This is a genomic window from Lutimonas halocynthiae, assembly GCF_030409835.1.
Classification (GTDB): domain Bacteria; phylum Bacteroidota; class Bacteroidia; order Flavobacteriales; family Flavobacteriaceae; genus Lutimonas; species Lutimonas halocynthiae.
Map to the genome: position 1 here is coordinate 228,841 of NZ_JAUFQO010000016.1, position 22,799 is coordinate 251,639.

The window sequence follows — 22,799 nt, forward strand, 5'->3', positions numbered from 1 at the left end:
ATTTATGCTGTTTTGATATATAATTTTTTACTTTTGAAATTGTAATTGAATTGCATGAAGGATTTCCTAAACAAATATTATCAAAATCACGCCCTTGTCTATAAAATATCGCTTTTTATAGTCATTACGGTTACCATTGTTTACCTGTTTCCAAAAGGAGGACAGTTTCCATATAATATTCAAAAGGGGAAGCCCTGGCAATATGAAAATCTATATGCACCATTTGATTTTGCCATCCTAAAAACGGATGAAGATGTGGCAAATGAGATTGAAGAAATCGAAGCCAATAAAAAACTGTTTTTTACCATAGATGAGGAAGTATATCAAAAGGTAGAAGAGCAATACCTGTCTAAAATTTTATTGATCCAGGAAGATTCGGCTGCAGCTGGTTTAGGTAAAACCAGGATAAAAACCTTTGGACAGCGATTTCTTAAGAATGTCTATAGTGAAGGGTTTTTAAATAAATCAGATAATGAAAGGGTAATTAACAATACGATTGTTTCGCTGAGAAGAGGTAATGAGGTCGAAGATATTCTATCTGATAAATTGTTTACAACTGAAATGCTGGTTCCGGCTATTCAAAAGTATTTCAACAATACCAGGTATCAAAAGCTAGAACAAAATTTTAGCACTTTGTTTTTTGAAATTTTAGAACCCAATATTTTTTATGACGAAGAATTTACGCAAAAGGTAATTGATGAAGACATAAAAAGCATTACAGTTAATAAGGGTTTGGTTACAGAAAATGAACGAATCATTGCTAAAGGTGATGTTGTTGAAGGGTCTAAATACGAGATACTTATGTCTCTAAAGAGCGAATATGATTCACAGTTATGGAGCAAGTCAAACTACAACTGGATTGTTTTTGGTTATACTATATTGGTAGCCCTTGTTTTGCTGATGTTGATGTTGTTTTTGCAGCGTTATCGGAAGAATATTTGGGAGAATAATACCAAGCTTACCTTCATTTTCTTCAATATTATTTTAATCGTTTTCCTTGTAACCATAGTTCAGAAATACTGGTTGAACTATATTTATGTGGTCCCGATTATTATTTTACCCATCATTTTTAAAGCTTTTTTTGATGCACGTTTGGGTTTATTTGCCCACGTAGTAACCGTACTAATTCTCGGGTTCATCGTTCCGAATAGTTTTGAATTTATATTCCTTCAAATTATTGCGGGTATCGTGACGATTCTCACCGTATCCGAATTACACAGAAGGGCCAACTTGTTCTTCTCCATCATTAAAATAACGGGTGTTTATATCTTGTCTTATTTGGCTTTTTCAATCATACAGGAAGGGAATGCCCAACAACTTAAATGGGGCTATTTTGTAATGTTTGCGCTTAACGGCGTATTATCATTTTTGTCTTTATTCCTTATTTTGATTTATGAAAAGACTTTTAACCTGGTATCGGATGTCTCTTTACTTGAATTGTCAAATACAAATTCTAAGCTGCTTCGTGAGCTGAATGAAAAAGCACCAGGAACATTTCAACATTCTATGCAAGTTGCAAATCTTGCAGAGGCTTCAGCGAATGAAATAGGGGCCAATGCAATGCTCGTTCGAACGGGTGCATTATACCACGATATTGGCAAAATGGTCAACCCGATGTATTTTATTGAAAATCAAACAACCAGTGTCAACCCACATAATGAATTGCCACCTCATGATTCTGCCAATATTATCATTGATCATGTGCTGAAGGGAATTGAAATTGCTAAAAAGAACAGACTGCCAGACAGAATTATAGATTTTATAAGAACCCATCATGGTACGAGTATGGTCTATTATTTTTATAAGAAACAAAATGATATTACGCCAGATCAGGTAAACCCTAAAGATTTCACTTATCCAGGACCCATTCCTTTTTCAAAAGAAACGGCAATTCTGATGATGTGTGATGCTTGTGAAGCGGCATCGAAGAGTATAAAGGATCCAACGGCTATTTTGATTGATAATCTTGTTGAAAAGATTATTAACGGACAAATGAGTAATGGGCAGTATATGAATTCTGATATTACTTTTAAAGAGATACAGACTATCAAAAAAGTGATCAAGAAGAAATTGAATAATATATACCATCTCCGAATTGAATACCCTGAATAGTTCAATTCATTAATTTAATATTTGATAATGGATAAGCTGAAATCGACATTTTTATTTCTCGTGTTTTTTTGTGCTGATATGTTTCTTTTTGCTCAGGATATTGAAATCCCGTCAGACACAACTGTAGTAACAAATCATAATGTTACGATTAAAGGGCAAAAAGTGAGTTATACAGCCACCACTGGTACACAACCTGTTTGGGATGAAAATGGAAAAGCTATTGCCACCTTATTTTACACGTATTACAAGAGAAGTGATGCGGGTAATGCTGCTAAAAGACCCTTGGTCATATCTTTTAATGGCGGCCCTGGTTCAGCATCTGTATGGATGCATGTGGCTTATACCGGACCCAAAGTATTAAACATTGATGAGGAAGGCTATCCTCAACAGCCTTATGGGGTTCATGATAACCAACATTCAATATTGGATGTAGCTGATATTGTCTATGTAAACCCAGTTAATACCGCCTATTCCAGAACGATACCATCAAGTGGAGAAGAGGTGAAAAAGGAAACATTTTTTGGTATCAATGCGGATATTAAATATTTAGCTTCGTGGTTAAACACCTTTGTAAATAGACATAATAGATGGTTGTCGCCTAAGTTTCTAATAGGGGAAAGTTATGGAGGGACAAGAGTTTCTGGCCTTGCATTAGAACTTCAGGAAATGCAGTGGATGTATTTAAATGGTGTAATTCTCGTATCACCTGCAGATTATAAGTTTTTTGAATCAGATCCTGCCATTTCATCAGCCTTGAATCTTCCGTATTTTACGGCAGCAGCCTGGTATCATAAGATGCTTCCTGAGGCATTACAACAGAAAGATTTGTTAGAGGTGCTTCCTGAGTCTGAAGACTATGCATTGAATCAACTTATGCCAGCATTGGCCAAAGGAGGTTCATTGAGCCGAGAAGAGAAGGAGCAGGTAGCTCAAAAGATGTCCTATTTTTCAGGTTTGTCAGAGAAATCAATAATGGAGCATAATTTGAATGTGCCAACGAGTTTCTTCTGGAAAGATTTGTTGAAAGAATCTTCAGGTAAAACAATAGGGAGATTGGATTCTAGGTATTTAGGAATTGATAAAAAGCTGGCCGGTACCAGTCCGGATTATTCTCCAGAGCTGACCTCATGGCTGCACTCCTTTACACCGGCCATAAATTATTATATACGAGAGCATTTGAAATTCAAGACAGACATTAAGTATAATATGTTTGGAAATGTTCATCCATGGGATAGAAGAGACAATAAAACACGTGAGGGGCTGAGAAAAGCAATGGCTCAGAATCCTTATCTGAATGTTTTGTTTCAATCAGGCTATTACGATGGGGCTACTACCTATTTCAATGCAAAATATACCATGTGGCAATTGGATCCAAGCGGAGTTTTGCAAGACAGAATGAGCTTTAAAGGATACCGAAGCGGGCATATGATGTATTTGAGAAAAGAAGATTTAGCATCTGCCAATCAAGATTTAAGAGATTTTATTGAAAAATCTTCTCCCAAAGGTAAAGCGGCTAAATATTAAGCTCTTTCCGGTTATTTGAGTCTTCCTAAACGGATTAGTTAGAAAGAAATAGAATTCTTATGAGCTCAATATTATGTATGGATCAAAATGGGTTGGTTCATTTTTTTTATATTTAGGCTATTGTAAACTAGTATGATGAAAAAATTATTATTTGTTCTATTTATTATTTCTTTGAACTTTGTAGCATGTGAACCTGATAAACCTGAGCTGGTTATATTGAATCCATTGGAAGTAAGAGCAGAGTTTTCAGAATTCCTTGATTCTTATTATGATGGGAGCCTGGCTTTAGATCCTTTGAGCGCTACGGCAAAAGGGGATCACAGATTTAATGCCGCATTCCCTGATTACTTATCTAAATCGTATAAAGACAGCAGTATTGCATTTTATAAAAAGTATAAAAAACTGGCTGAGAAATACGATAACCAATATTTGACGGCAAATGATACCATCAGCAAAGCAATTCTATTATGGGATTGCAATGTTAACTTACAAAGTTTAAAATTTCGAAGTGAATTGTTTCCCTTAGACCAAATGTGGACCAGAAACTTTGTGATGGGCCAATTTGCAAGTGGGGTCAGTGCACAGCCGTTTAAGACAGTAGAAGATTATGAAAACTGGTTGCAGCGCATAGACGGATTCGTAATTTGGTTACAATCTGCAGAGAAAAGAATGAAAGAAGGGGCAAGTTTAAGATTCGTTTTGCCTAGTTCACTTATTATAAAGGTTGTTCCTCAAATAAAAGCAATGTGCGTTAGCAATGTTGAAGAGCATTTGTTTTATGCGCCTGTAAAGAATTTTCCAAAATCATTTTCGGAAGAAGACAAAGAGCGTCTTAAGATGGAATATGAAAAGATGCTTTCAGAAAAACTAATACCTGCCTTTATAAACCTCCATGACTATGTAAGCACGGATTATTTGACTGCAGGAAGAAATTCCAGTGGGATTGATGCACTTCCGAATGGCAGAGCTTATTATAATACATCCATTAAAAAGTATACTACAACCAATTTAACAGCAGAAGAGATTCATCAGATTGGTCTGGATGAAGTGGCAAGGATATTGTCTGAAATGAATCAGGTTAAAGAAGAATTGGAATTTGAGGGAGATTTGATGGCGTTTTTTGATCACGTGAGAACATCAAAAGAGTTGATGCCATTTAGCAAACCTGAGCAGGTGATTAATCATTTTGAAGAAATTCATCAAAAATTAAAACCGCATTTAAAAAGACTTTTCAAAGAGACACCGAAGACCGAGTTTGTCGTGAGAAGGACAGAATCATTTAGAGAGTCTTCTGCCAGCGCGCAGTATAATGCAGGTTCGTTAGAAGATAACCGCCCAGGAATATTTTATGTACCCATACCTGACGCCAGCAAGTACAATATTCAAAGAGATGAATCCTTATTTTTACATGAAGCAATTCCAGGTCATCATTATCAAATCGCTTTGGCTCAGGAAAATGATTCCTTGCCAAAGTTCAGAAAGAACCTATGGTTAAGTGCTTATGGAGAAGGTTGGGCACTTTACACTGAGGCGTTAGGTAAAGAAATGGGAATGTATAAGGACCCTTACCAATATTTTGGAATGCTTGGGGCTGAAATGCATCGGGCAGTTCGGCTGGTTGTTGATACCGGGCTACATTCTAAAGGATGGACCAGAGAACAAGCCATTCAATATTCTCTAGATAATGAAGCGCTTTCAAAGGATGTAATTACCAGAGAAGTAGAACGCTATATGGCCAATCCGGGTCAGGCGCTATCCTATAAAATAGGTCAATTAAAGATTCTTGAATTAAGAGCCAAAGCAGAAGTGGAATTAGGAGATGAATTTGATATTAAAGAATTTCATCATATGATTTTAAATAAAGGAAGTCTTCCATTAGCAATTCTAGAAGAATCAATTATGCAGTGGATAAAAGAAAGCAAACAAGTAAATAAAAGCTAAATGTCAAAATCAATTAAAGTTTGGATTACCATACCACTCATGTTTTTTTGCATGGTTATGAGTAGTCAAACCAGTTTTGAGGCAAATGATGCGTATCCTTTTGGTCGCGCTAATCCTGATGCCCCTGAACAGATCAAGGATTTTGAGAAATTGATTGGCCTGTGTGATTGTCTTTCGGAATCAAGAAATCAGGATAAATCTTGGAATGAACCGGTTAAAATGACCTGGAAGTTTAAATATATAATGAATGGAATGGGGGTTCAAGATGAAACTTTTAAAGATGATAAAAGTTATTCAGGAAGTATTAGACAATTTGATTCTGAAACCGAAAAATGGTATGTTCATTATTACTCACATCCGAAAATTTCAAAACAGCTTTCGGTTTGGGTAGGTGGAAAAACAGAAAATGGTGATATCGTATTGTATAGAGATAGTACAGCTCCAAATGGAACAGAGGGATTTTATCGATTGACATTTTATGAAATAAGTGACAGTGGATTCAATTGGGTAGGAGAATGGACTGATAAATCAGAATCAGTCGTATATCCTACATGGAAAATAGCTTGTAAAAAGCGATTGTAATCAATTTTCGAGTCGTATCCACTTAAAAAAATGATATAATCAGCTCATAATTAATGTGCTATCATTATATTTTTTTAAGAGAAATTCAATAAAAATCAATTTTTATCGTTTATAAAGGACGTGTTTTGATTTGGTATTTCAAATATTCACAAGACTGGTTCTAACAAATCAAACTAGTGATTTAAATGCTAAGTCATATTGTATAACGAAAAGACGGGAAAATACTGTGTTAATGTTTTTTGCAGTTTCGATGATTTTTTATACTTTTCCACGTCTTAAAACAGTAACAAAATTTATATGAAAAGGAGTGTTAATATTAAGTATTTTCTACTTATTATTTTCTTTGTGTTTAATAGTTTTAGTGTATCTACTTCGATAAGAGATAGTTCTGATGCAGTTGATACTGAAACTAGTTTAAATCGGGATGTGCCATTGGTATTCTATCCGGAGGAAAACACATTGAAGGTGAATGAGAAATTAGACTCTTTATTTACTCGTTTTAATAAAAGACATGACTTTCACGGCAGTGTAATAGTAGCTCAAAAGGGAAAAGTCATTTTCAAGAACCATTATGGATATGCAGATTTTAAGGCAAAATCTAAGATAGATGATACTTCTGTATTTCAATTAGCCTCAGTTAGTAAGCAATTTACAGCTGCTGCTATTCTTATCCTTTATGAAGAAAACAAGCTTGACCTTGATGATAAAGTAATAAAGTTTTATCCAAATTTTCCATACACAGAAGTGACTATAAGACAATTGTTGAACCACACTTCAGGCCTTCCTAAATATTTTTGGTTAGCTGAACATAAATGGGAACAAGATCATGCACCTTCGAATAAGGAAATGATGGAGATGTTGAGCCAACATGATGTTCAAAGATTCTTTAGTCCGGGAGCAAATTTTGACTATTCTAATACAGGTTATTTTGTACTGGCATCGATAGTTGAAAAAGTTACAGGTACTTATTTTGGTGATTTTGTTGAGAAGCAAATCTTCAAACCGCTTCATATGAAAAACACCTTCGTCTATAGATACGAACAAGATGCTATTAAAGAAGGACAACTTGATGGATACAGGATTTACAGAAGAAGATGGCACGCAAAGATAGGTGGCACTGTTAATGACGCTATCGTAGGAGATAAAAACGTGTACTCAACAACAGAAGATATGTTTAAATGGGTACAGGGCTTGAATTCAGGTAAAATCATTTCGAAAAACACCTTGGATGAAATGTATACTAAAGGTGAAACAAAATATAATAGAGCGGTTCCTTACGGTTTTGGATTCAGAATTAAAGAAGCTGATTCTAAGAAGATCGTATATCACAATGGACGTTGGAATGGATTCAGTACATCTTTAATGCAGTATCCCGAAGAAGAATTAGTTGTGATCACCCTTGAGCATTCAAATTATAATTCAATGAAGACCCTTAATGAAAAGGTTAAAACTATCGTTGATGATAATTTTAACCCTTCGTTAAACTAATATTTTAGATTGAGAATCTATATATCTAAAGTCACTTCAACTTGTTTGTTTAGAATATCTTCAATAGTTTCTCTTTCCCTAATCAGATAATCTTTTCCTTTAAATACTAATACTTCAGCAGGCCTGTAACGAGAGTTGTAATTAGAAGCCATTGAATAGCAATAAGCTCCTGCGTTTTTAAAGCTCAGAATGTCTCCCTCTTTGATTTCACATATTTGACGATTCGTTCCAAATGTATCCGTTTCACAGATATATCCTACCACTGTGTAAAACCGCTTTTTACCTTCAGGATTTGATATGTTTTCGATATGATGATGCGAATCGTAGAACATGGGGCGGATCAAATGGTTTAAGCCGCTGTCTATACTTGCAAATACGGTAGAAGTGGTTTGTTTTACAACATTAACATGAACAAGGAACTGACCTGCTTCAGAAACAAGGTATTTACCTGGTTCGAACATCAATGTTAGATCGCGTCCAAATTCTTTACAAAAATCATTGAAGCGTTTAGACAGTTTTTCTCCTAACTCTTCAATGTCAGTGTGAATATCTCCTTCTTTATAAGGAACCTTAAAGCCACTGCCGAAATCAATATATTCAAGGTTTTTAAACGACGCAGCAACATTAAAGAGAATTTCAGTTGCCCTCAGAAATGCGTCAATATCATAAATGTCAGATCCTGTGTGCATGTGTACACCGTTTATAAGCATGCCTGTATTTTCAACTACTCTGTGGATATGAGGTAATTGGTGAATTGAAATTCCAAATTTTGAATCAATATGACCAACTGATATTTTTTTATTACCACCCGCCATTACATGAGGATTCATTCTGATGCAAACAGGAACTTCAGGATATTTTTGACCAAATTGTTCAAGGATAGAAATATTATCAATATTGATCTGCACACCCAAATGCATGGCTTGTTCAATTTCATCAAGTGAAACGCCATTAGGTGTGAAAATAATATCCTTTGGATCAAAACCAGCTTTTAATCCTAATTGCACTTCTTGAACTGAAACAGTATCCAATCCGGCATTGAGAGAATTAAATATTTTTAAGATGCTGACATTAGATAAGGCTTTTGTCGCATAATTAATTTTCAAATTTTTAACCGATGAAAAGGCATTTGTCAACTTATTATATTGAGAAATTATTCTTTCGGCATCATAGACATATAGAGGGCTCTCATATTTATTGGTCAATGATTTTAGAAATTTGTTCGTCATGGAAATCTGTTTTAAGAAGGCAAAAGTAGTATACTGTTAGGATTATCAAAATTTTTAATAAATAATAACAGATACTTGTATTCCGTGTAATTTTAAAATGCTAGTATTTTTGAGCTGTTAGTTCTGCAATCTTTACAATTACCTTTGAGGCTTTGATCATTGATTCTACTGGAACATATTCATAGCGTCCATGGAAATTATGGCCACCTGCAAAAATATTAGGGCAGGGTAGTCCTTTGTATGATAGCTGAGAGCCATCGGTTCCGCCTCTAATTGCTTTGATCAAAGGTTTTATCCCTAGGTCTTTCATGGCTTGTTCAGCTATATCAACAATATGCATAACTGGTTCAACTTTTTCACGCATATTGAAATACTGATCCTTAATCTCTATTTCTATGGCCTCAGAACCCAATTTGTCATTAATACTTTTAGCTGCAGCCAGCATCTGTAACTTTCTTTGCTCGTATAGTTCCAAGTCATGATCTCTAATAATATACTCAAGCATCGTTTTTTCTACTGAACCTTTTATGTCAGTTAAATGGAAAAAGCCTTCATAACCTTCAGTTTCCTGAGGGATTTCATTTTGAGGTAAAGCAGAAATGAACTCATTGGCAATTAGCATGGAGTTTACCATTTTACCTTTAGCATAGCCTGGATGCACAATTTTTCCATGAACGGTAACTACGGCACCAGCTGCATTAAAATTTTCATATTCTAATTCCCCAACCTGACTTCCATCCATAGTATAGGCCCATTCTGCATTAAACTTATCCACATCAAATTTATGAGCGCCAAGGCCAATTTCCTCATCCGGTGTAAAGCCGATTCTAATTTCACCATGCTTAATTTCAGGATGTTGTATTAAGTATTCCATCGCTGTTACGATTTCAGCAACGCCAGCCTTGTCATCTGCACCTAAGAGGGTGGTGCCATCAGTAGTGATTAGAGTCTGACCTACGTATAACAGTAAATCATCAAAATAGGAAGGTGAGAGCACAATGTCTTGTTCCTTATTCAGAATGATATCCTTGCCATCATAATTCTCGTGAATTTGAGGTTTTACATTGGTAGCGGTGTAATCAGGACTTGTATCAAAATGTGAAATAAACCCGATAACCGGCACTTTGTGCGCCACATTACTTGGCAAGGTGGCCATGATATAGGCATGACTATCTATGCTTATATCTTGTAATCCAATACCTTTCAGCTCTTCAACCAGGTGATTTGCAATATCCCATTGTTTTTTAGTACTTGGTGTTGTATCGCTTGTAGCGTCTGATTGGGTATCAAAGCTTACGTATTTTAAAAATCGATCTGTTATATTTTTCATGTTTGAGTCTTTACTCAAAAATAATTATTCTCAGACAGATGGCTAAAAAAAAAGACTGTTATTTCTAACAATCTTTTTTGGTTTAATGTTTTGGATTAGCGTTTTGGGCAAACCTTGATATGGCTGATAAAATAGCTGACATCATACCACGGAATGTCGGTGATGTTATACGAAGAGGTATTCAATCCACTCAGTGAAAAATCAAAATCTGCATTATCAATTGATTCCCGTCCATTTTGATCTAAGGGATAAGGCGACTCACCGACGAAAAAATTAAACTCCTCTATCATAAGATCCGAATTGGTCAATACGACTTTGATATTAGCATATGGGATCCCATCACCTCCAGAGATATGAATTTGCAAATAACCAACTTCCATGCTGTTTTCAATATCACATTGAAAGGCACTTGCAAAGATTGGATACCTATAAGTGATGCCAAGTGGTTCTGTATGTTGCTCGTTGAAGCCTATGTAATTCGTCCAGCCCCAGCTGTTGAAATCTTCATAAAAACAGATGGCATTTCCTTGGTTCTTTTTGTCAAAGGCATAGGCATCCATGCAGCCATTTGGATCTATCCCATCATTTCCGGACCCAGCAGTATCATTTCCATTAGTATCGGAATTGCCTTCAACTTCGTCGTCAACAATTTCATCGGTTGTTTCTTCATCCTGATCTTCAGAATTTGTTTCATTCTCATCAGATTCACAATCCATATTACAAATATCCAAATACCAGCCCCATCTATTTCCGTCAAATGTGTTGTCTCCCAAGCCAAAGGCGGTTTCATTGGCGGTTTCGCTGCCATCTGAGATGAGTACAACCACAGCGTGTGTTATAACTGAAAAGCAATCATTTAATTCATTCAAGGGTATTCTAAAAGGGTGTTCATTAACAAGGCCATGATCACCATGGTATGGGAAATGACCAATTTTAGGATTTCCGCTATTAGTAAATGGGGCATCATTCATATCTCCCACAAATAAATGGGATTCTTTTAGCTGCCAATCAGTGGATGAGAGGTCATAAGTTATAACGAGTTCCTCATTTTCTTTTCTGATGAGAATTTCTCCAACGTAGATATCCTGGCCAGCCAGAAGGTCTCTTCTTATGGTTTCATCACAATCGATTTCCTCAATTTCCTCTTGATCGAGGACAATATTTAAAGGATCGTTTGCACTTTTAAAGGTTGAATTTTCTGATTCTGTTGATTTGAAAGCACCAATTTGATCTTCTTGTTCACATGAATATATTACAAGGAACAACAATACCAAACCAGCAGTGATACTAGTTTTCTTTTTCATAACTTTTGTTTTATTATTTGTAGGAGAGAATAAAACGACTCATAGCAATAATAAAACGCAAAAAGAAGCTGTTTATTTTAATCCAGAAATTTCATATCACCAAAAATGCTGAAAGAAGCGCATATTCGTTCACTTACAAATTCATCACCATATATTTTTGCAGTAAAAATATAATACTCATCAACTTTGTGTTGTACGTAAACTTCAAGATAGTGCCAGCTTAAATCATCGCCTTTTCCGGTAGCGATATGGTAATAGGCTGGTTGACCTAAATACTCTCCAAAACCAGATTTTACAGGAACTAATTTTAGATTTCTTGTTGCATTTTGCGCCACCCTGACTTCAAAATCTTTGTTGAGAACTAATTCACCTTGTCGCCAGGCTATATCCAAAATAAAAGTTTCCCTGAGTGCTTTGGTTGTGTCTGCTGTATAAAGTGCTGATTGATATTCATCGTAGTAAAGTTCTGTTTTCCAACTTATTGGTACATCAACTTCGAAATGACCCAGAACATCTTTATAGTTTTTCGTTTGGGTGTATATTGAAGGGGTTTCACATTCGAATTCTCTCTCAAACTTACTCTTTTGACAAGAGATGAACAATAGGCTAAAAACTATCGGGGTAAATAAATATTTCATGGATTATTGTAATTTAATCTTAACTATTTTTTCATGGGTTGACAGCCAGGCTGTTTCTTCATTTATAAATCTAAGGCTGTAATATCCTTTTTCTTCAATTTTTTTCCAGGTCTTGGCCATATCATTAGAGAGGTACATACCTTCAGTAGATACTGCCATGATTCTTTTTCCTTTCCCCTTAGGTATAAATTGGACACAGCTAATATAACCAGGAAGTTCACCATCTGCTATTAAGGTCCATGACGCACCACCATTATCGGTCACTGCTTTACTAGCCTTTCCGCTTTTCTTGTTTTCCCAATCTCCCCCCATAATAATACCAGTGTTATTATCGTAAAAATCAGTACTAAAGATTCCTGTCATTTTACCTCCTTGAATTATGGGCGTTTCAACAACATTCCAATTTTTACCGAAGTTATGGGTCTTAAAAACGCGTGCCTTAGCCCCACCGGTAACAATCCATGCATTTTTCTTAAAGGTAGCAATATTCGTATTACTCGCAGCAAAAGCAGCTTCACCTTCAGCTATTTGGGGCAGTTGTTCACAGGGAATTTTTGTCCAATTATTTCCACCGTCATTTGTTAATAGAATAGACAAACATTCATCGGTGGGATCTCCCATGGCTATGCCTTTATCTTGGTCAAAAAAAGTAAGAGTATCATAAAAGACTTTTTTATGAGATTCTTGATAAACTAATTCATATTGGCCTAAAGGCGCGGAGGGATCAATTTTATAAATCAAAGCAGGGTTCTCAATACTTAATAAAAAGATAGCAGTTCCATTATACCCAATAGATCTGAATTCAGGAAATTTCCCTTCATGGCTTATGGAGTCAATTTCCAGTTTTTCATTAATAATTCTACCATATTTGCCTCCAGAGCCTGCAAACCAGAGTGTGTTTTCATTGATAACTTCTATAGCCCTAACACTTGTGTTGGTTATTTTGAATTTGGCTAGAAACGCAACTTCAACCTTATTTTGTGCAATACTTGAATTCAGAATGAATAGTATTAAAACTGATAGATAGATACTTTTTTTCATCAATTTTGGCTTATTTTTTCCAAAAGTAATTTTTTTATATTTATCAAACTATACTAAAAAAAAATAAATGAAGGCATTAGTCATTTCTGGAGGAGGAAGTAAAGGCGCGTTTGCAGGTGGCATTGCTCAATATTTAATAGAAGAAAAGAAACAGAACTACGATCTGTTTGTAGGAACTTCAACCGGTAGTTTAATGCTGACTCACCTTGCGTTGGGAAAACTGGATGAGTTAAAAGATATTTATTCTAATGTGGATCAAAAAACCATATTCAGCAATTGCCCGTTCAAAATAAAAAAATATAAAGGGCATACCATTGTTGGAATAAATCATTTTAATACGGTAATGAGCTTTTTAAAGGGTAGTAGGACTTTTGGCGAAAGTCTTCACTTAAGAGAAATGATCAATAAAACGGTAAAGGATAGTTATCTCAGAAAAGTAAAGGGTCAAAATAAAAGAATATTGGTAACGGTTTCAAATTTAACATTGAATCAAGTAGAATTTAAGGATTTAAATGAGCATTCTTTTGATGATTTCAGAGATTATATATGGGCTTCAAGTAATTTTGTTCCGTTTATGAGTTTACTTGTTAAGAATAATTATGAGTACGCTGATGGTGGCTTTGCAAATTTGGTTCCGATAAGAGAAGCCATCAGGCAGGGGGCAACAGAAATAGATGCCATCATTTTAGAAACTGAAGTGACGCAGCTCAATAGAATGCCATCTAAAAATCCATTTAGTCTTATGATGAACCTGTTTAACTATATGCAGATCCATATTGAGAAATACAATATTTCAATTGGTAAACTTGCGGCTGATAACAAAGATGTGAAGCTCAATTTATATTATACACCTACTGTTCTGACAACAAATACCTTGGTATTTGAAAAGGAGAAAATGCGTAAATGGTGGACAGATGGACTTAAGTATGCCAGAGAAAAGGAAAACTAAATTATTTTTAAATTCCCCATTGAATTTTTAAAATATATGTTTACATTTGTGCCTGATTTTATTAAAATGAGAACAAACACTTTACATCGTCATCATATTCATACTTGCACTCAAGCGAGCTAAATATGTTGTGATTAAAGTCAAAATATTTAAAACCCGTTTGAGCATTCAGGCGGGTTTTTTTATGACCAAATGCGATGCTCAGACATAACTAACAAAAATGGAAAGATTAAAAATAGCAATACAAAAGTCGGGAAGATTAAATGATGATTCCCTTAAGATTCTTAAGGAATGCGGTATTTCAGTCAGTAATGGTCTAGACCAATTAAGGGCAACTGTATCTAATTTTCCAATGGAAATTCTTTATTTAAGAAATAGTGATATTCCACAATATTTAATAGATGGAGTAGTAGATATCGCCATTATTGGCGAGAATTTATTAGTTGAAAAAGACGAAGGAAGTATAGCTGTTTTAGAAAGGCTTTCTTTTTCAAAATGTCGCGTTTCACTGGCAGTTCCTAAATCTTTTGAATATAATTCGATCAGTGATCTGGATGGAAAAAAAATAGCGACTTCGTATCCCAACACCTTGAATCTGTTTTTAAAAGAAAAAGGTATTGAAGCTGAGTTGCACCAAATTTCTGGTTCTGTTGAAATTGCACCTAATATAGGATTGGCTGATGCCATTTGCGATATTGTTAGTAGCGGAAGTACTTTGTTTAAGAACAATTTAAAAGAAGTAGAAGTTATTGCAACCTCTGAAGCAGTTTTAGCGGTTTCTCCAACGATTAGCAAAACCAACCAAGAAACTTTAAAAAAATTAAGATTTAGACTTCAATCGGTATTGAAAGCGAGGAACTTTAAGTATATATTAATGAATGTTCCGAATGAAAATATTGAAGAAGTAATTACTATTTTACCAGGAATGAGAAGCCCAACGGTTCTGCCTTTAGCAGAAAAGGGATGGAGTTCTATACACACGGTAATAGAAAAGAATAAATTTTGGGAGGTTATAGATGAGTTACAGGCGCTTGGTGCAGAAGGTATTTTGGTTGCTCCTATAGAAAAAATGGTCATATAATATTCATGTCATGAAAAAGATATTTGACCCCAAAAGAGCTACTTGGCCTAAAATATTAGAAAGGCCCACCCAAAGTTACAGCGACATAGAGCCAATTGTGAAACAGATTTTTGATGAAGTTTCTGTTGAGGGTGATACTGCTTTAAAAAGGTATATTAAAAAATTTGACGGGGCAGACTTGGATAGTTTGAGCGTCTCACAAATTGAAATTGATCTTGCTAAAGAGAATGTAAGCGAAGAACTAAAGAATGCGATTGCCCTGGCTAAATCGAATATAGAAGCGTTTCACACTTCTCAAGTAGTTCCATCGAAAAAGACAGAAACAACCAAGGGCGTAATTTGTTGGCAAGAAAAGCGTGCGATAGAAAAGGTAGGCCTCTATATACCAGGTGGCACGGCACCCTTATTTTCAACAATCTTAATGTTGGCCGTTCCTGCTCAAATTGCCGGTTGTGAGGAGATCATTATGTGTACTCCAAGTGACGCTAATGGAAATGTTCATCCAGCCGTTTTATACACGGCAGATTTATGCGGGGTTCAAAAAATATTTAAAATTGGTGGAATCCAGGCTATTGCAGCCTTGACATTTGGTACAGAATCGGTTCCTAAAGTATATAAATTATTCGGCCCAGGAAATCAATATGTAACAGTGGCAAAGCAAATGGCACTGAAATTTGACATGAGCATTGACCTGCCTGCCGGACCAAGTGAATTGTTAGTCTATGTGGATGATAGTGCCACAGCGAGTTTTATGGCAGCTGACTTGCTATCACAAGCCGAACATGGCACAGATAGCCAGGTCATATTGGTTTCCAGTTCTGTTACAAAATTGGAGGAAATAGAAAGTGAAGTATATACACAATTGGCTAAACTTCCTAGAAAGGATATAGCCAAGACGGCTGTAGCTAATTCAAAACTGATTTATTGTAGTGTGCAGGATGACGCTATTGATTTGATTAATTCTTATGCGCCGGAACACTTAATTATCAGTACTGTCGACGCGCAGAAAATTTTGCCTAAAATCAAAAATGCCGGTTCAGTTTTTGTGGGAGACTATACACCTGAAAGCGCAGGAGACTATGCTTCAGGGACCAATCATACACTTCCCACAAATGGTTATGCAAAGAATTATAGCGGCGTAAACCTCGATGCGTTTCAAAAATCAGTAAGTTTTCAGGAGATTTCAGAGAATGGTTTATCGCTCATTGGAAATGCTATTGAGATCATGGCCGAAGCTGAAGGGCTTTATGCTCATAAAAATGCGGTAAGTTTGAGACTCGATAAAATTAAAGATAAATCATCCGAATAGCCTTATGTCAAAAAGAGAGTTAGATATTTTGAAAATGGCAAGACCTTCTATAAGGAGTCTGAAACCCTATGCCTCAGCCAAAGATGAATTTAAGGATTTTGATCAGGAATTGATTTATCTGGACGCCAATGAGAATCCTTATGAAAACGGTTTAAATCGTTATCCTGACCCACATCAGTTAGAATTAAAACAAAGAATATCCCAAATTAAAAAAGTTCCTGTTGAAAATATGTTGCTTGGAAACGGCAGTGATGAGATCTTGGACATGATCTACAGAGTGTTTTTTGAACCTGCTCAAGAAAATATCATTATAAACACGCCAACTTTTGGCATGTTTAAAGTCTTAGCTGGTATAAATAATGTGGGTTGTACAGAAGTCTTAATGACTGATGATTTTCAGTTAGATGTGGCATCTATAAAGAAGGCGGTAAATAACGACACCAAAGCAATATTCATATGCTCACCAAATAATCCAACAGGGAATGTGATAGCCGAAACAGCTATATTGGCACTCCTTGAATTAGACGTTCTGGTGGTTGTTGATGAAGCCTATATTGATTTCTCTGACACTTCAAGTTGGTCTTTAAGACTTAAGGACTACAACAACCTCATTGTGACCCAAACTTTTTCTAAAGCCTATGGCTTAGCAGGTATCAGACTTGGTGCATGTTTTGCGAATACTGAGATCATTGAACTCTTGAAAAAAGTAAAAATGCCCTATAATGTAAATGTCTTAACACAAAGGACTGCTTTAAAATATTTGGAAAATGAGAAGTTAAGAGAACAGGAAATATTTGAAATAAAGGAAAATCGGAATAAATTATCCAAAGCTATTTTAAAAATAGGTTTTGTAAAAAAAGTATATGCATCTGACAGTAATTTTATTTTGGTAAAAGTTGATGATGCAAACAAAAGGTATGGTCAATTGATTGATAAGGAGTTGGTTATTAGGAACAGAACCAATCAGCCACTATGTGAAAATTGTATCAGAATTACTGTAGGAACGCCCGAGGAGAATAAGTTTTTATTAAAAAGTATGGCGTATTTAGACGCTGATAAAATGATTGACTAATGAAACGAGTATTATTTATAGACAGAGATGGAACCATGATTAAGGAGCCTGCTGATGAACAAATAGATAGTTTTGCAAAACTTAAATTCTATCCGAAGGCATTGTTTTATTTGTCGAAGATTGCGACAGAGCTTGATTTTGAGTTGGTAATGGTCACAAACCAGGACGGGCTGGGTACAGAAGTTTACCCAGAAGATACTTTTTATCCTGTTCATAATTTTATTATGGAAACTTTTGCTAATGAGGGTGTGGTGTTTGATCAGGTATTTATTGACAGAAGTTATCCTAAAGATAATTCCCCAAACAGGAAGCCTAAAACAGGTTTGTTAGACTCTTTTTTTACCGATGCCTATGATCTTGCAAATAGCTTCGTCATAGGGGATAGAATGACTGATATGGAGTTGGCTAAGAACCTGAATTCAAAGGGTATTTATATCAATGATAAATCGAGTTTAGGTGAAGGAGAAACCACGGTTTCTGACGATGAAATAAGTGCATTTATAGCATTAGAAACAAAAGATTGGAAAGAGATTTATGAATTTTTAGTATTGAGCGAAAGAACAGCTGAGATCTCAAGGAAAACTAAAGAGACAGATATTTATATCAAATTGAATCTGGACGGAACCGGAATCAGTAAGATTGATACAGGCTTGTCATTCTTTGATCACATGCTTGATCAAATTTCAAGGCATGGAAATATGGATCTGGAAATTAAAGTTAAGGGTGATCTTGAAGTAGATGAGCACCATACTATGGAAGATACAGCCATTGTCTTGGGTGAAGCTTTTGCTCAGGCCCTTAGCGATAAGAGGGGTATGGAAAGATATGGGTTCACACTTCCAATGGATGACTGCTTAGCACAAGCAGCTATTGATTTTGGTGGAAGAAACTGGTTGGTTTGGGATGCAGAATTTAAGAGGGAGAAAATAGGTGACATGCCTACTGAAATGTTTTATCATTTCTTTAAGTCTTTTACAGATGGAGCTAAGGCCAATTTGAACATAAAAGCTGAAGGTCAAAATGAGCATCATAAAATTGAAGCGATCTTTAAGGCCTTTGCAAAGGCAATAAAAGTTGCTGTCAAAAGGGATGCAGAAAAAATGATTTTACCAAGTACAAAAGGATTATTATAAAATGAAAATCGTCATCATAGATTATGGAGCAGGCAATGTGAAATCTGTTCAATTTGCGCTTGAAAGACTTGGTTATGAAGCTATTTGTACGAATAATCCAGAGGAAATTATAGCAGCTGATAAGGTGATTTTCCCAGGAGTTGGAGAAGCACAAAGTGCCATGAATGAAATTGTAAAATTTGGTTTGGATACAGTGATTCCAAACTTAAAACAACCGGTTCTGGGTATATGTTTAGGAATGCAATTGATGTGTGACTATTCTGAAGAGAATCACACTGAATGCTTAGGAATTTTTCCTGTTAAGGTGAAGAAGTTTGAAGTTGAATATAAAGTGCCGCATATTGGTTGGAATCAAATTACAGGGCTTAAAAGTGATCTCTTTAACAAAGTAACAGAGAATTCATACATGTACTATGTGCACAGTTATTATGTCCCTGAAAGTGAATACACAATCGCCAGTACTGACTATGGGATTGTCTATGCAGGTGCCATTAAAAAAGATAATTTTTATGCTTGCCAGTTTCATCCTGAAAAGAGTGGGGATATGGGTGAGCAAATATTAAAGAATTTTATAAACATCGTTTAAAATGAGGATCATTCCAGCTATTGATATTATTGATGGAAAATGTGTAAGACTTTCAAAGGGAGATTACTCAACTAAAAAAATATATAATGAACATCCATTAGAAGTGGCTAAAGCTTTTGAAGGAGTAGGGATCAAATATTTACATCTGGTAGATCTAGATGGTGCGAAGAGCAAAGAAATTGTCAATTATAAAATTTTGGAGCAGATAGCAAGCAAAACAAATTTAAAAATTGATTTTGGTGGCGGATTGAAGTCTGATAAAGATTTGAATATCGCCTTTGAATGCGGAGCCAACCAGGTTACCGGTGGCAGCATAGCGGTAAAGGATCCTGAAGTATTCAAATCATGGTTAAAGGTTTATGGAGCAGATAAAATCATTCTTGGAGCCGATGCTCATGATGAGAAAGTGGCTATATCCGGATGGTTAGAGTCTTCAGATAAGGAGCTAATCCCTTTTATCGAAGGCTATAAAAATGAAGGAATCAATTATGTGATTTGCACAGATATATCAAAGGATGGGATGCTAGAGGGCCCGTCATTTGAGCTTTACAAAAGGATTTTAATGCAAATTCCAGAGATTTCATTAATTGCTTCAGGAGGAATTTCGCACTATGATGAATTAGCTAAGTTGGCTGAATTGGGTTGTGAAGGAACCATTATTGGTAAAGCGATTTATGAGAACAGAATTAGTATGCAACAATTGGAAGCGTTTATACTTTCAAGTTGATTAAAATATAAAGCTCATAAGAGCAGTAATAAAAATGGTAAGTAAAAGAATTATTCCTTGTTTGGATATCAAAGACGGACGGACTGTTAAAGGCGTCAACTTCGTTGGATTGCAAGATGCAGGGGATCCTGTAGAATTGGCAGACCGGTATTCAAGAGAAGGTGCAGATGAGCTGGTATTTCTGGATATTACAGCAACTAAGGAAAAAAGAAAGACCCTCTTGAAATTGGTTGAGAAAGTGGCCAAAAAAGTAAATATTCCATTTACTGTAGGGGGAGGGATATCAAGTGTTGAAGATGTCAACATGTTATTACGAGCAGGGGCCGATAAGGTTTCAATCAATTCTTCTGCGGTTAAGAATCCTGAGTTGATCAGAGAACTGGCCAATAAATTTGGGAGCCAATGTATTGTTTTAGCAGTAGACGCTAAATGGATCAAAGGGAAGTGGAAAGTATTTTTGGTAGGTGGCCGTATAGAGACTGAATTAGAGCTGTTTGATTGGGTTAAACAGGGTGTCGAACTTGGTGCAGGAGAGATACTTTTTACATCAATGGATCATGATGGTACGAAAAATGGTTTTGCCAATGAGACATTAAGACAATTATCAGAAATGGTTAAGGTACCAATTATTGCTAGTGGTGGCGCTGGCCAAATCCAGCATTTTTGCGATACTTTTGTTGAAGGGAAGGCTGACGCTGCCTTGGCAGCAAGTGTGTTTCATTATAAAGAAATTGAGATTAAGGATTTGAAGTTAGCATTAAAAAATCAAGGAATAAACGTAAGATTATGACAATTAAATTTGACGAACAAACGGGCTTAGTTCCTGCAATTATTCAGGATGCACAAACAAAAAATGTACTGATGCTGGGCTATATGAATCAAGAATCATATGATAAGACAATTGATTCTAAAATGGTTACATTTTACAGTAGGAGTAAGGGAAGACTTTGGACCAAAGGAGAAGAAAGTGGTAACTTTTTGAAATTGGTCAGTATTAAAAATGACTGTGACAATGATAGTTTGCTGATATCAGTTTTGCCACAAGGGCCAACGTGCCATAAGGGAACAGATACTTGCTGGGCAGAGACAAATGACGCTAATTTTGGGTTCCTGACTACCTTGGAGGCAGTGATCAAAAGCAGAAAGGATAATCCCTCAGATGAGTCTTATGTAGCTTCTCTATTTAAGAAGGGAATGAATAAAATAGCACAAAAGGTTGGAGAAGAAGCTGTAGAAGTCGTGATTGAAGCAAAGGATGATAATGAAAAATTATTCTTGGATGAATCTGCTGACCTATTATTTCATTATTTAATTTTGCTTCAAGCTAAGGGATATACCTTAAGCGATATAGAAAAAGTATTAAAACAAAGGCATAAATAATCGAATGGACCAGCGACCTGTAAAATCAGTTTCATTTACGTACAATTTAAAAGTTGAGGCCCGGCATATTGACACGTTGATGCATGTTAATAATGTGGTGTACCTGCAATGGGTTAATGATATCTCTGAAAAACATTGGGATATATTAGCAAAGAATGGTTTAAAAGAAAAATATGTTTGGGTAGTTTTAAGACATGAACTAGATTATCTTAACGAAGCTGTTTTAGGCGATGAACTTACATTACATACCTATATAGGAGAATCGAAAGGAGTTAAATCGGTTCGTCATGTTGAAATTTCTAAAGGGGAAACCTTGCTTTTAAAAGCCGCATCAACCTGGTGTTTAATCGATGCCAAGACATTGAGGCCAACCAGAATTAAAAACGATATTTTGGATATTTTGAACTTAGATTGACAGGAATTTTCAATTCTATTTTACCGTTTTTGAAGAGATGAGGTCTTGTAGGATGATTTCAACACCTAATTCATTATTGCTTTTTGTTTGAAATCTTGCCGCTTTTTTTACATTGTCATGTGCATTAGACATGGCATAACTAAAAAAGGCCTGATCAATCATTTCAAGGTCGTTGTTGTAATCGCCAAAAACCATCGTTTCATTCTTTGAAATCCCATATTTGTCTTGCAATATCTTTATCGCTCTGCCTTTATTGGCGATAGGATTGGAAATGTCAACCCAGTTTTGACCTGAAATTTTAATCTGAAACTGGTTATCTAAGTGTTTTACTACAGGATATATAAACTTTTCAGAACTTTTGAAATGATATATAGCAACTTTAAATATCTCGTCAATAGGTAGTTGTGAGAAATTTTCAAGTACAGTAAATTGAGTGTAATACTCCTTTAGAATATTGATAAATTTTGTGTCGTTTTGTTCAATATACGCTGCCTTTTTGCCGCATAAGACAGTGTAAAGCCCTTTGGCTTCTTGCACTGCGGGAAGCAATAATTGAACATTTTCATCACTAAGGTATACGGAATCTAATTCTGTTTCCCCTTGTTTAATATAGCCGCCATTCTCCGCAACGATGGTAATTTCCTCAGAGATTGAATTCAACTTGTCTTTAATGCTACTGTATTGTCTTCCACTGGCAGCAACAAACTTTACATTATGAGATTTAAGTTGTTCATAAAGATCAAAAAATTGTCTGCTTACTTCGCTTTTTGCATTGAGAAGGGTACCATCCATATCGGTAACCACCATTTTAACATTAGAAAGATCCATAGTAACTATTAACGATTCAAGTCGCAAAAATAATGCTATCCATTCTTTTACAGGGTAATAAATGATTATTTATTCGCATAAGTTTTTAACGGTGTTTAAAAATTCGATATTGAATTTATATTCGCCCAAA

Annotated in this window: 21 protein-coding genes; 15 read left to right on the forward strand and 6 right to left on the reverse strand. The window is 35.5% G+C overall.

Annotated features, from left to right (window positions below):
• The first annotated feature begins 54 nt into the window (after positions 1-54).
• From QWY87_RS14000 to QWY87_RS14020, 5 genes are all read left to right on the forward strand, one after another.
• Complete coding sequence (locus QWY87_RS14000; RefSeq protein WP_290292308.1) at positions 55-2,112, forward strand: HD family phosphohydrolase; 2,058 nt, start codon at positions 55-57, stop codon at positions 2,110-2,112.
• A 27-nt stretch (positions 2,113-2,139) separates the two neighbouring features.
• Positions 2,140-3,636 carry a S10 family peptidase gene (locus QWY87_RS14005; protein ID WP_290292310.1) on the forward strand — a complete coding sequence of 499 codons (1,497 nt, stop codon included), beginning with the start codon at positions 2,140-2,142 and terminating at the stop codon, positions 3,634-3,636.
• Positions 3,637-3,771: 135 nt separating this feature from the next.
• The gene (locus tag QWY87_RS14010; RefSeq protein ID WP_290292313.1) at positions 3,772-5,577 is read left to right on the forward strand and encodes a DUF885 domain-containing protein; all 1,806 of its coding nucleotides are present in this window, start codon (positions 3,772-3,774) and stop codon (positions 5,575-5,577) included.
• Positions 5,578-6,159 carry a hypothetical protein gene (locus QWY87_RS14015; protein WP_290292315.1) on the forward strand — a complete coding sequence of 194 codons (582 nt, stop codon included), beginning with the start codon at positions 5,578-5,580 and terminating at the stop codon, positions 6,157-6,159.
• Positions 6,160-6,456: 297 nt separating this feature from the next.
• On the forward strand, positions 6,457-7,647 hold the full coding sequence (locus QWY87_RS14020) for a serine hydrolase domain-containing protein (RefSeq protein ID WP_290292318.1): 1,191 nt from the start codon (positions 6,457-6,459) through the stop codon (positions 7,645-7,647).
• A gap of 17 nt (positions 7,648-7,664) precedes the next feature.
• Here QWY87_RS14020 and lysA read toward each other — a convergent pair whose 3' ends face one another.
• From lysA to QWY87_RS14045, 5 genes are all read right to left on the reverse strand, one after another.
• Entirely contained in the window at positions 7,665-8,876 is a 1,212-nt protein-coding gene (gene lysA / locus QWY87_RS14025) for a diaminopimelate decarboxylase (protein WP_290292320.1), read from the reverse strand.
• 100 nt (positions 8,877-8,976) lie between these two features.
• Complete coding sequence (gene pepT, locus QWY87_RS14030; RefSeq protein WP_290292323.1) at positions 8,977-10,206, reverse strand: peptidase T; 1,230 nt, start codon at positions 10,204-10,206, stop codon at positions 8,977-8,979.
• Positions 10,207-10,301: 95 nt separating this feature from the next.
• Entirely contained in the window at positions 10,302-11,510 is a 1,209-nt protein-coding gene (locus QWY87_RS14035; RefSeq protein WP_290292325.1) for a hypothetical protein, read from the reverse strand.
• Between the two features lie 77 nt (positions 11,511-11,587).
• Positions 11,588-12,148: a hypothetical protein gene (locus QWY87_RS14040; protein ID WP_290292327.1), complete on the reverse strand. Its 561-nt coding sequence runs from the start codon at positions 12,146-12,148 to the stop codon at positions 11,588-11,590.
• 3 nt (positions 12,149-12,151) lie between these two features.
• A complete protein-coding gene (locus QWY87_RS14045; protein ID WP_290292329.1) occupies positions 12,152-13,189 on the reverse strand; it encodes a sialidase family protein in 1,038 nt (345 codons plus the stop codon).
• 67 nt (positions 13,190-13,256) lie between these two features.
• On the opposite strand from QWY87_RS14045, the gene QWY87_RS14050 reads away from it, so the two are divergent.
• The 10 genes from QWY87_RS14050 (at position 13,257) to QWY87_RS14095 (ending at position 21,841) form a co-directional block, all read left to right on the forward strand.
• Positions 13,257-14,138 carry a patatin-like phospholipase family protein gene (locus QWY87_RS14050; protein WP_290292332.1) on the forward strand — a complete coding sequence of 294 codons (882 nt, stop codon included), beginning with the start codon at positions 13,257-13,259 and terminating at the stop codon, positions 14,136-14,138.
• A gap of 220 nt (positions 14,139-14,358) precedes the next feature.
• Entirely contained in the window at positions 14,359-15,219 is an 861-nt protein-coding gene (gene hisG, locus QWY87_RS14055) for an ATP phosphoribosyltransferase (protein WP_290292335.1), read from the forward strand.
• Positions 15,220-15,229: 10 nt separating this feature from the next.
• On the forward strand, positions 15,230-16,528 hold the full coding sequence (hisD, locus tag QWY87_RS14060) for a histidinol dehydrogenase (protein ID WP_290292338.1): 1,299 nt from the start codon (positions 15,230-15,232) through the stop codon (positions 16,526-16,528).
• 4 nt (positions 16,529-16,532) lie between these two features.
• Entirely contained in the window at positions 16,533-17,600 is a 1,068-nt protein-coding gene (hisC, locus tag QWY87_RS14065; protein WP_290292340.1) for a histidinol-phosphate transaminase, read from the forward strand.
• Positions 17,600-18,733: a bifunctional histidinol-phosphatase/imidazoleglycerol-phosphate dehydratase HisB gene (gene hisB / locus QWY87_RS14070; RefSeq protein ID WP_290292341.1), complete on the forward strand. Its 1,134-nt coding sequence runs from the start codon at positions 17,600-17,602 to the stop codon at positions 18,731-18,733. Before hisC ends, hisB begins: the two co-directional genes overlap by 1 nt.
• Before the next feature lies 1 nt (position 18,734).
• Positions 18,735-19,319 carry an imidazole glycerol phosphate synthase subunit HisH gene (gene hisH / locus QWY87_RS14075; protein ID WP_290292344.1) on the forward strand — a complete coding sequence of 195 codons (585 nt, stop codon included), beginning with the start codon at positions 18,735-18,737 and terminating at the stop codon, positions 19,317-19,319.
• Between the two features lies 1 nt (position 19,320).
• Positions 19,321-20,046, forward strand: a complete 726-nt coding sequence (hisA, locus tag QWY87_RS14080) for a 1-(5-phosphoribosyl)-5-[(5-phosphoribosylamino)methylideneamino]imidazole-4-carboxamide isomerase (RefSeq protein WP_290292346.1) — start codon at positions 19,321-19,323, stop codon at positions 20,044-20,046.
• 34 nt (positions 20,047-20,080) lie between these two features.
• The gene (gene hisF / locus QWY87_RS14085; RefSeq protein WP_290292350.1) at positions 20,081-20,836 is read left to right on the forward strand and encodes an imidazole glycerol phosphate synthase subunit HisF; all 756 of its coding nucleotides are present in this window, start codon (positions 20,081-20,083) and stop codon (positions 20,834-20,836) included.
• Positions 20,833-21,426, forward strand: a complete 594-nt coding sequence (gene hisIE, locus QWY87_RS14090; protein WP_290292352.1) for a bifunctional phosphoribosyl-AMP cyclohydrolase/phosphoribosyl-ATP diphosphatase HisIE — start codon at positions 20,833-20,835, stop codon at positions 21,424-21,426. The genes hisF and hisIE overlap by 4 nt, the downstream gene beginning before the upstream one ends.
• 4 nt (positions 21,427-21,430) lie before the next feature.
• Positions 21,431-21,841 (forward strand): acyl-CoA thioesterase, encoded by a 411-nt coding sequence (locus tag QWY87_RS14095; RefSeq protein WP_290292354.1) that lies wholly within the window; start codon positions 21,431-21,433, stop codon positions 21,839-21,841.
• 15 nt (positions 21,842-21,856) lie between these two features.
• Here QWY87_RS14095 and QWY87_RS14100 read toward each other — a convergent pair whose 3' ends face one another.
• On the reverse strand, positions 21,857-22,669 hold the full coding sequence (locus tag QWY87_RS14100) for a Cof-type HAD-IIB family hydrolase (RefSeq protein WP_290292356.1): 813 nt from the start codon (positions 22,667-22,669) through the stop codon (positions 21,857-21,859).
• Positions 22,670-22,799: the final 130 nt, after the last annotated feature.

Excerpts from the sequence above, each read along its gene's own strand:
- hisF (WP_290292350.1), top strand. The coding sequence starts at position 20,081 with ATGGTAAGTAAAAGAATTATTCCTTGTTTGGATATCAAAGACGGACGG.
- hisIE (WP_290292352.1), top strand. The coding sequence starts at position 20,833 with ATGACAATTAAATTTGACGAACAAACGGGCTTAGTTCCTGCAATTATT.
- QWY87_RS14040 (WP_290292327.1), bottom strand. The coding sequence starts at position 12,148 with ATGAAATATTTATTTACCCCGATAGTTTTTAGCCTATTGTTCATCTCT.
- hisD (WP_290292338.1), top strand. The coding sequence starts at position 15,230 with ATGAAAAAGATATTTGACCCCAAAAGAGCTACTTGGCCTAAAATATTA.
- QWY87_RS14035 (WP_290292325.1), bottom strand. The coding sequence starts at position 11,510 with ATGAAAAAGAAAACTAGTATCACTGCTGGTTTGGTATTGTTGTTCCTT.
- QWY87_RS14100 (WP_290292356.1), bottom strand. The coding sequence starts at position 22,669 with ATGGATCTTTCTAATGTTAAAATGGTGGTTACCGATATGGATGGTACC.
- QWY87_RS14010 (WP_290292313.1), top strand. The coding sequence starts at position 3,772 with ATGAAAAAATTATTATTTGTTCTATTTATTATTTCTTTGAACTTTGTA.
- hisB (WP_290292341.1), top strand. The coding sequence starts at position 17,600 with ATGAAACGAGTATTATTTATAGACAGAGATGGAACCATGATTAAGGAG.
- QWY87_RS14015 (WP_290292315.1), top strand. The coding sequence starts at position 5,578 with ATGTCAAAATCAATTAAAGTTTGGATTACCATACCACTCATGTTTTTT.
- QWY87_RS14020 (WP_290292318.1), top strand. The coding sequence starts at position 6,457 with ATGAAAAGGAGTGTTAATATTAAGTATTTTCTACTTATTATTTTCTTT.
- QWY87_RS14000 (WP_290292308.1), top strand. The coding sequence starts at position 55 with ATGAAGGATTTCCTAAACAAATATTATCAAAATCACGCCCTTGTCTAT.
- hisA (WP_290292346.1), top strand. The coding sequence starts at position 19,321 with ATGAGGATCATTCCAGCTATTGATATTATTGATGGAAAATGTGTAAGA.
- QWY87_RS14045 (WP_290292329.1), bottom strand. The coding sequence starts at position 13,189 with ATGAAAAAAAGTATCTATCTATCAGTTTTAATACTATTCATTCTGAAT.
- hisH (WP_290292344.1), top strand. The coding sequence starts at position 18,735 with ATGAAAATCGTCATCATAGATTATGGAGCAGGCAATGTGAAATCTGTT.
- pepT (WP_290292323.1), bottom strand. The coding sequence starts at position 10,206 with ATGAAAAATATAACAGATCGATTTTTAAAATACGTAAGCTTTGATACC.
- QWY87_RS14095 (WP_290292354.1), top strand. The coding sequence starts at position 21,431 with ATGGACCAGCGACCTGTAAAATCAGTTTCATTTACGTACAATTTAAAA.
- hisG (WP_290292335.1), top strand. The coding sequence starts at position 14,359 with ATGGAAAGATTAAAAATAGCAATACAAAAGTCGGGAAGATTAAATGAT.
- hisC (WP_290292340.1), top strand. The coding sequence starts at position 16,533 with ATGTCAAAAAGAGAGTTAGATATTTTGAAAATGGCAAGACCTTCTATA.
- QWY87_RS14005 (WP_290292310.1), top strand. The coding sequence starts at position 2,140 with ATGGATAAGCTGAAATCGACATTTTTATTTCTCGTGTTTTTTTGTGCT.
- QWY87_RS14050 (WP_290292332.1), top strand. The coding sequence starts at position 13,257 with ATGAAGGCATTAGTCATTTCTGGAGGAGGAAGTAAAGGCGCGTTTGCA.
- lysA (WP_290292320.1), bottom strand. The coding sequence starts at position 8,876 with ATGACGAACAAATTTCTAAAATCATTGACCAATAAATATGAGAGCCCT.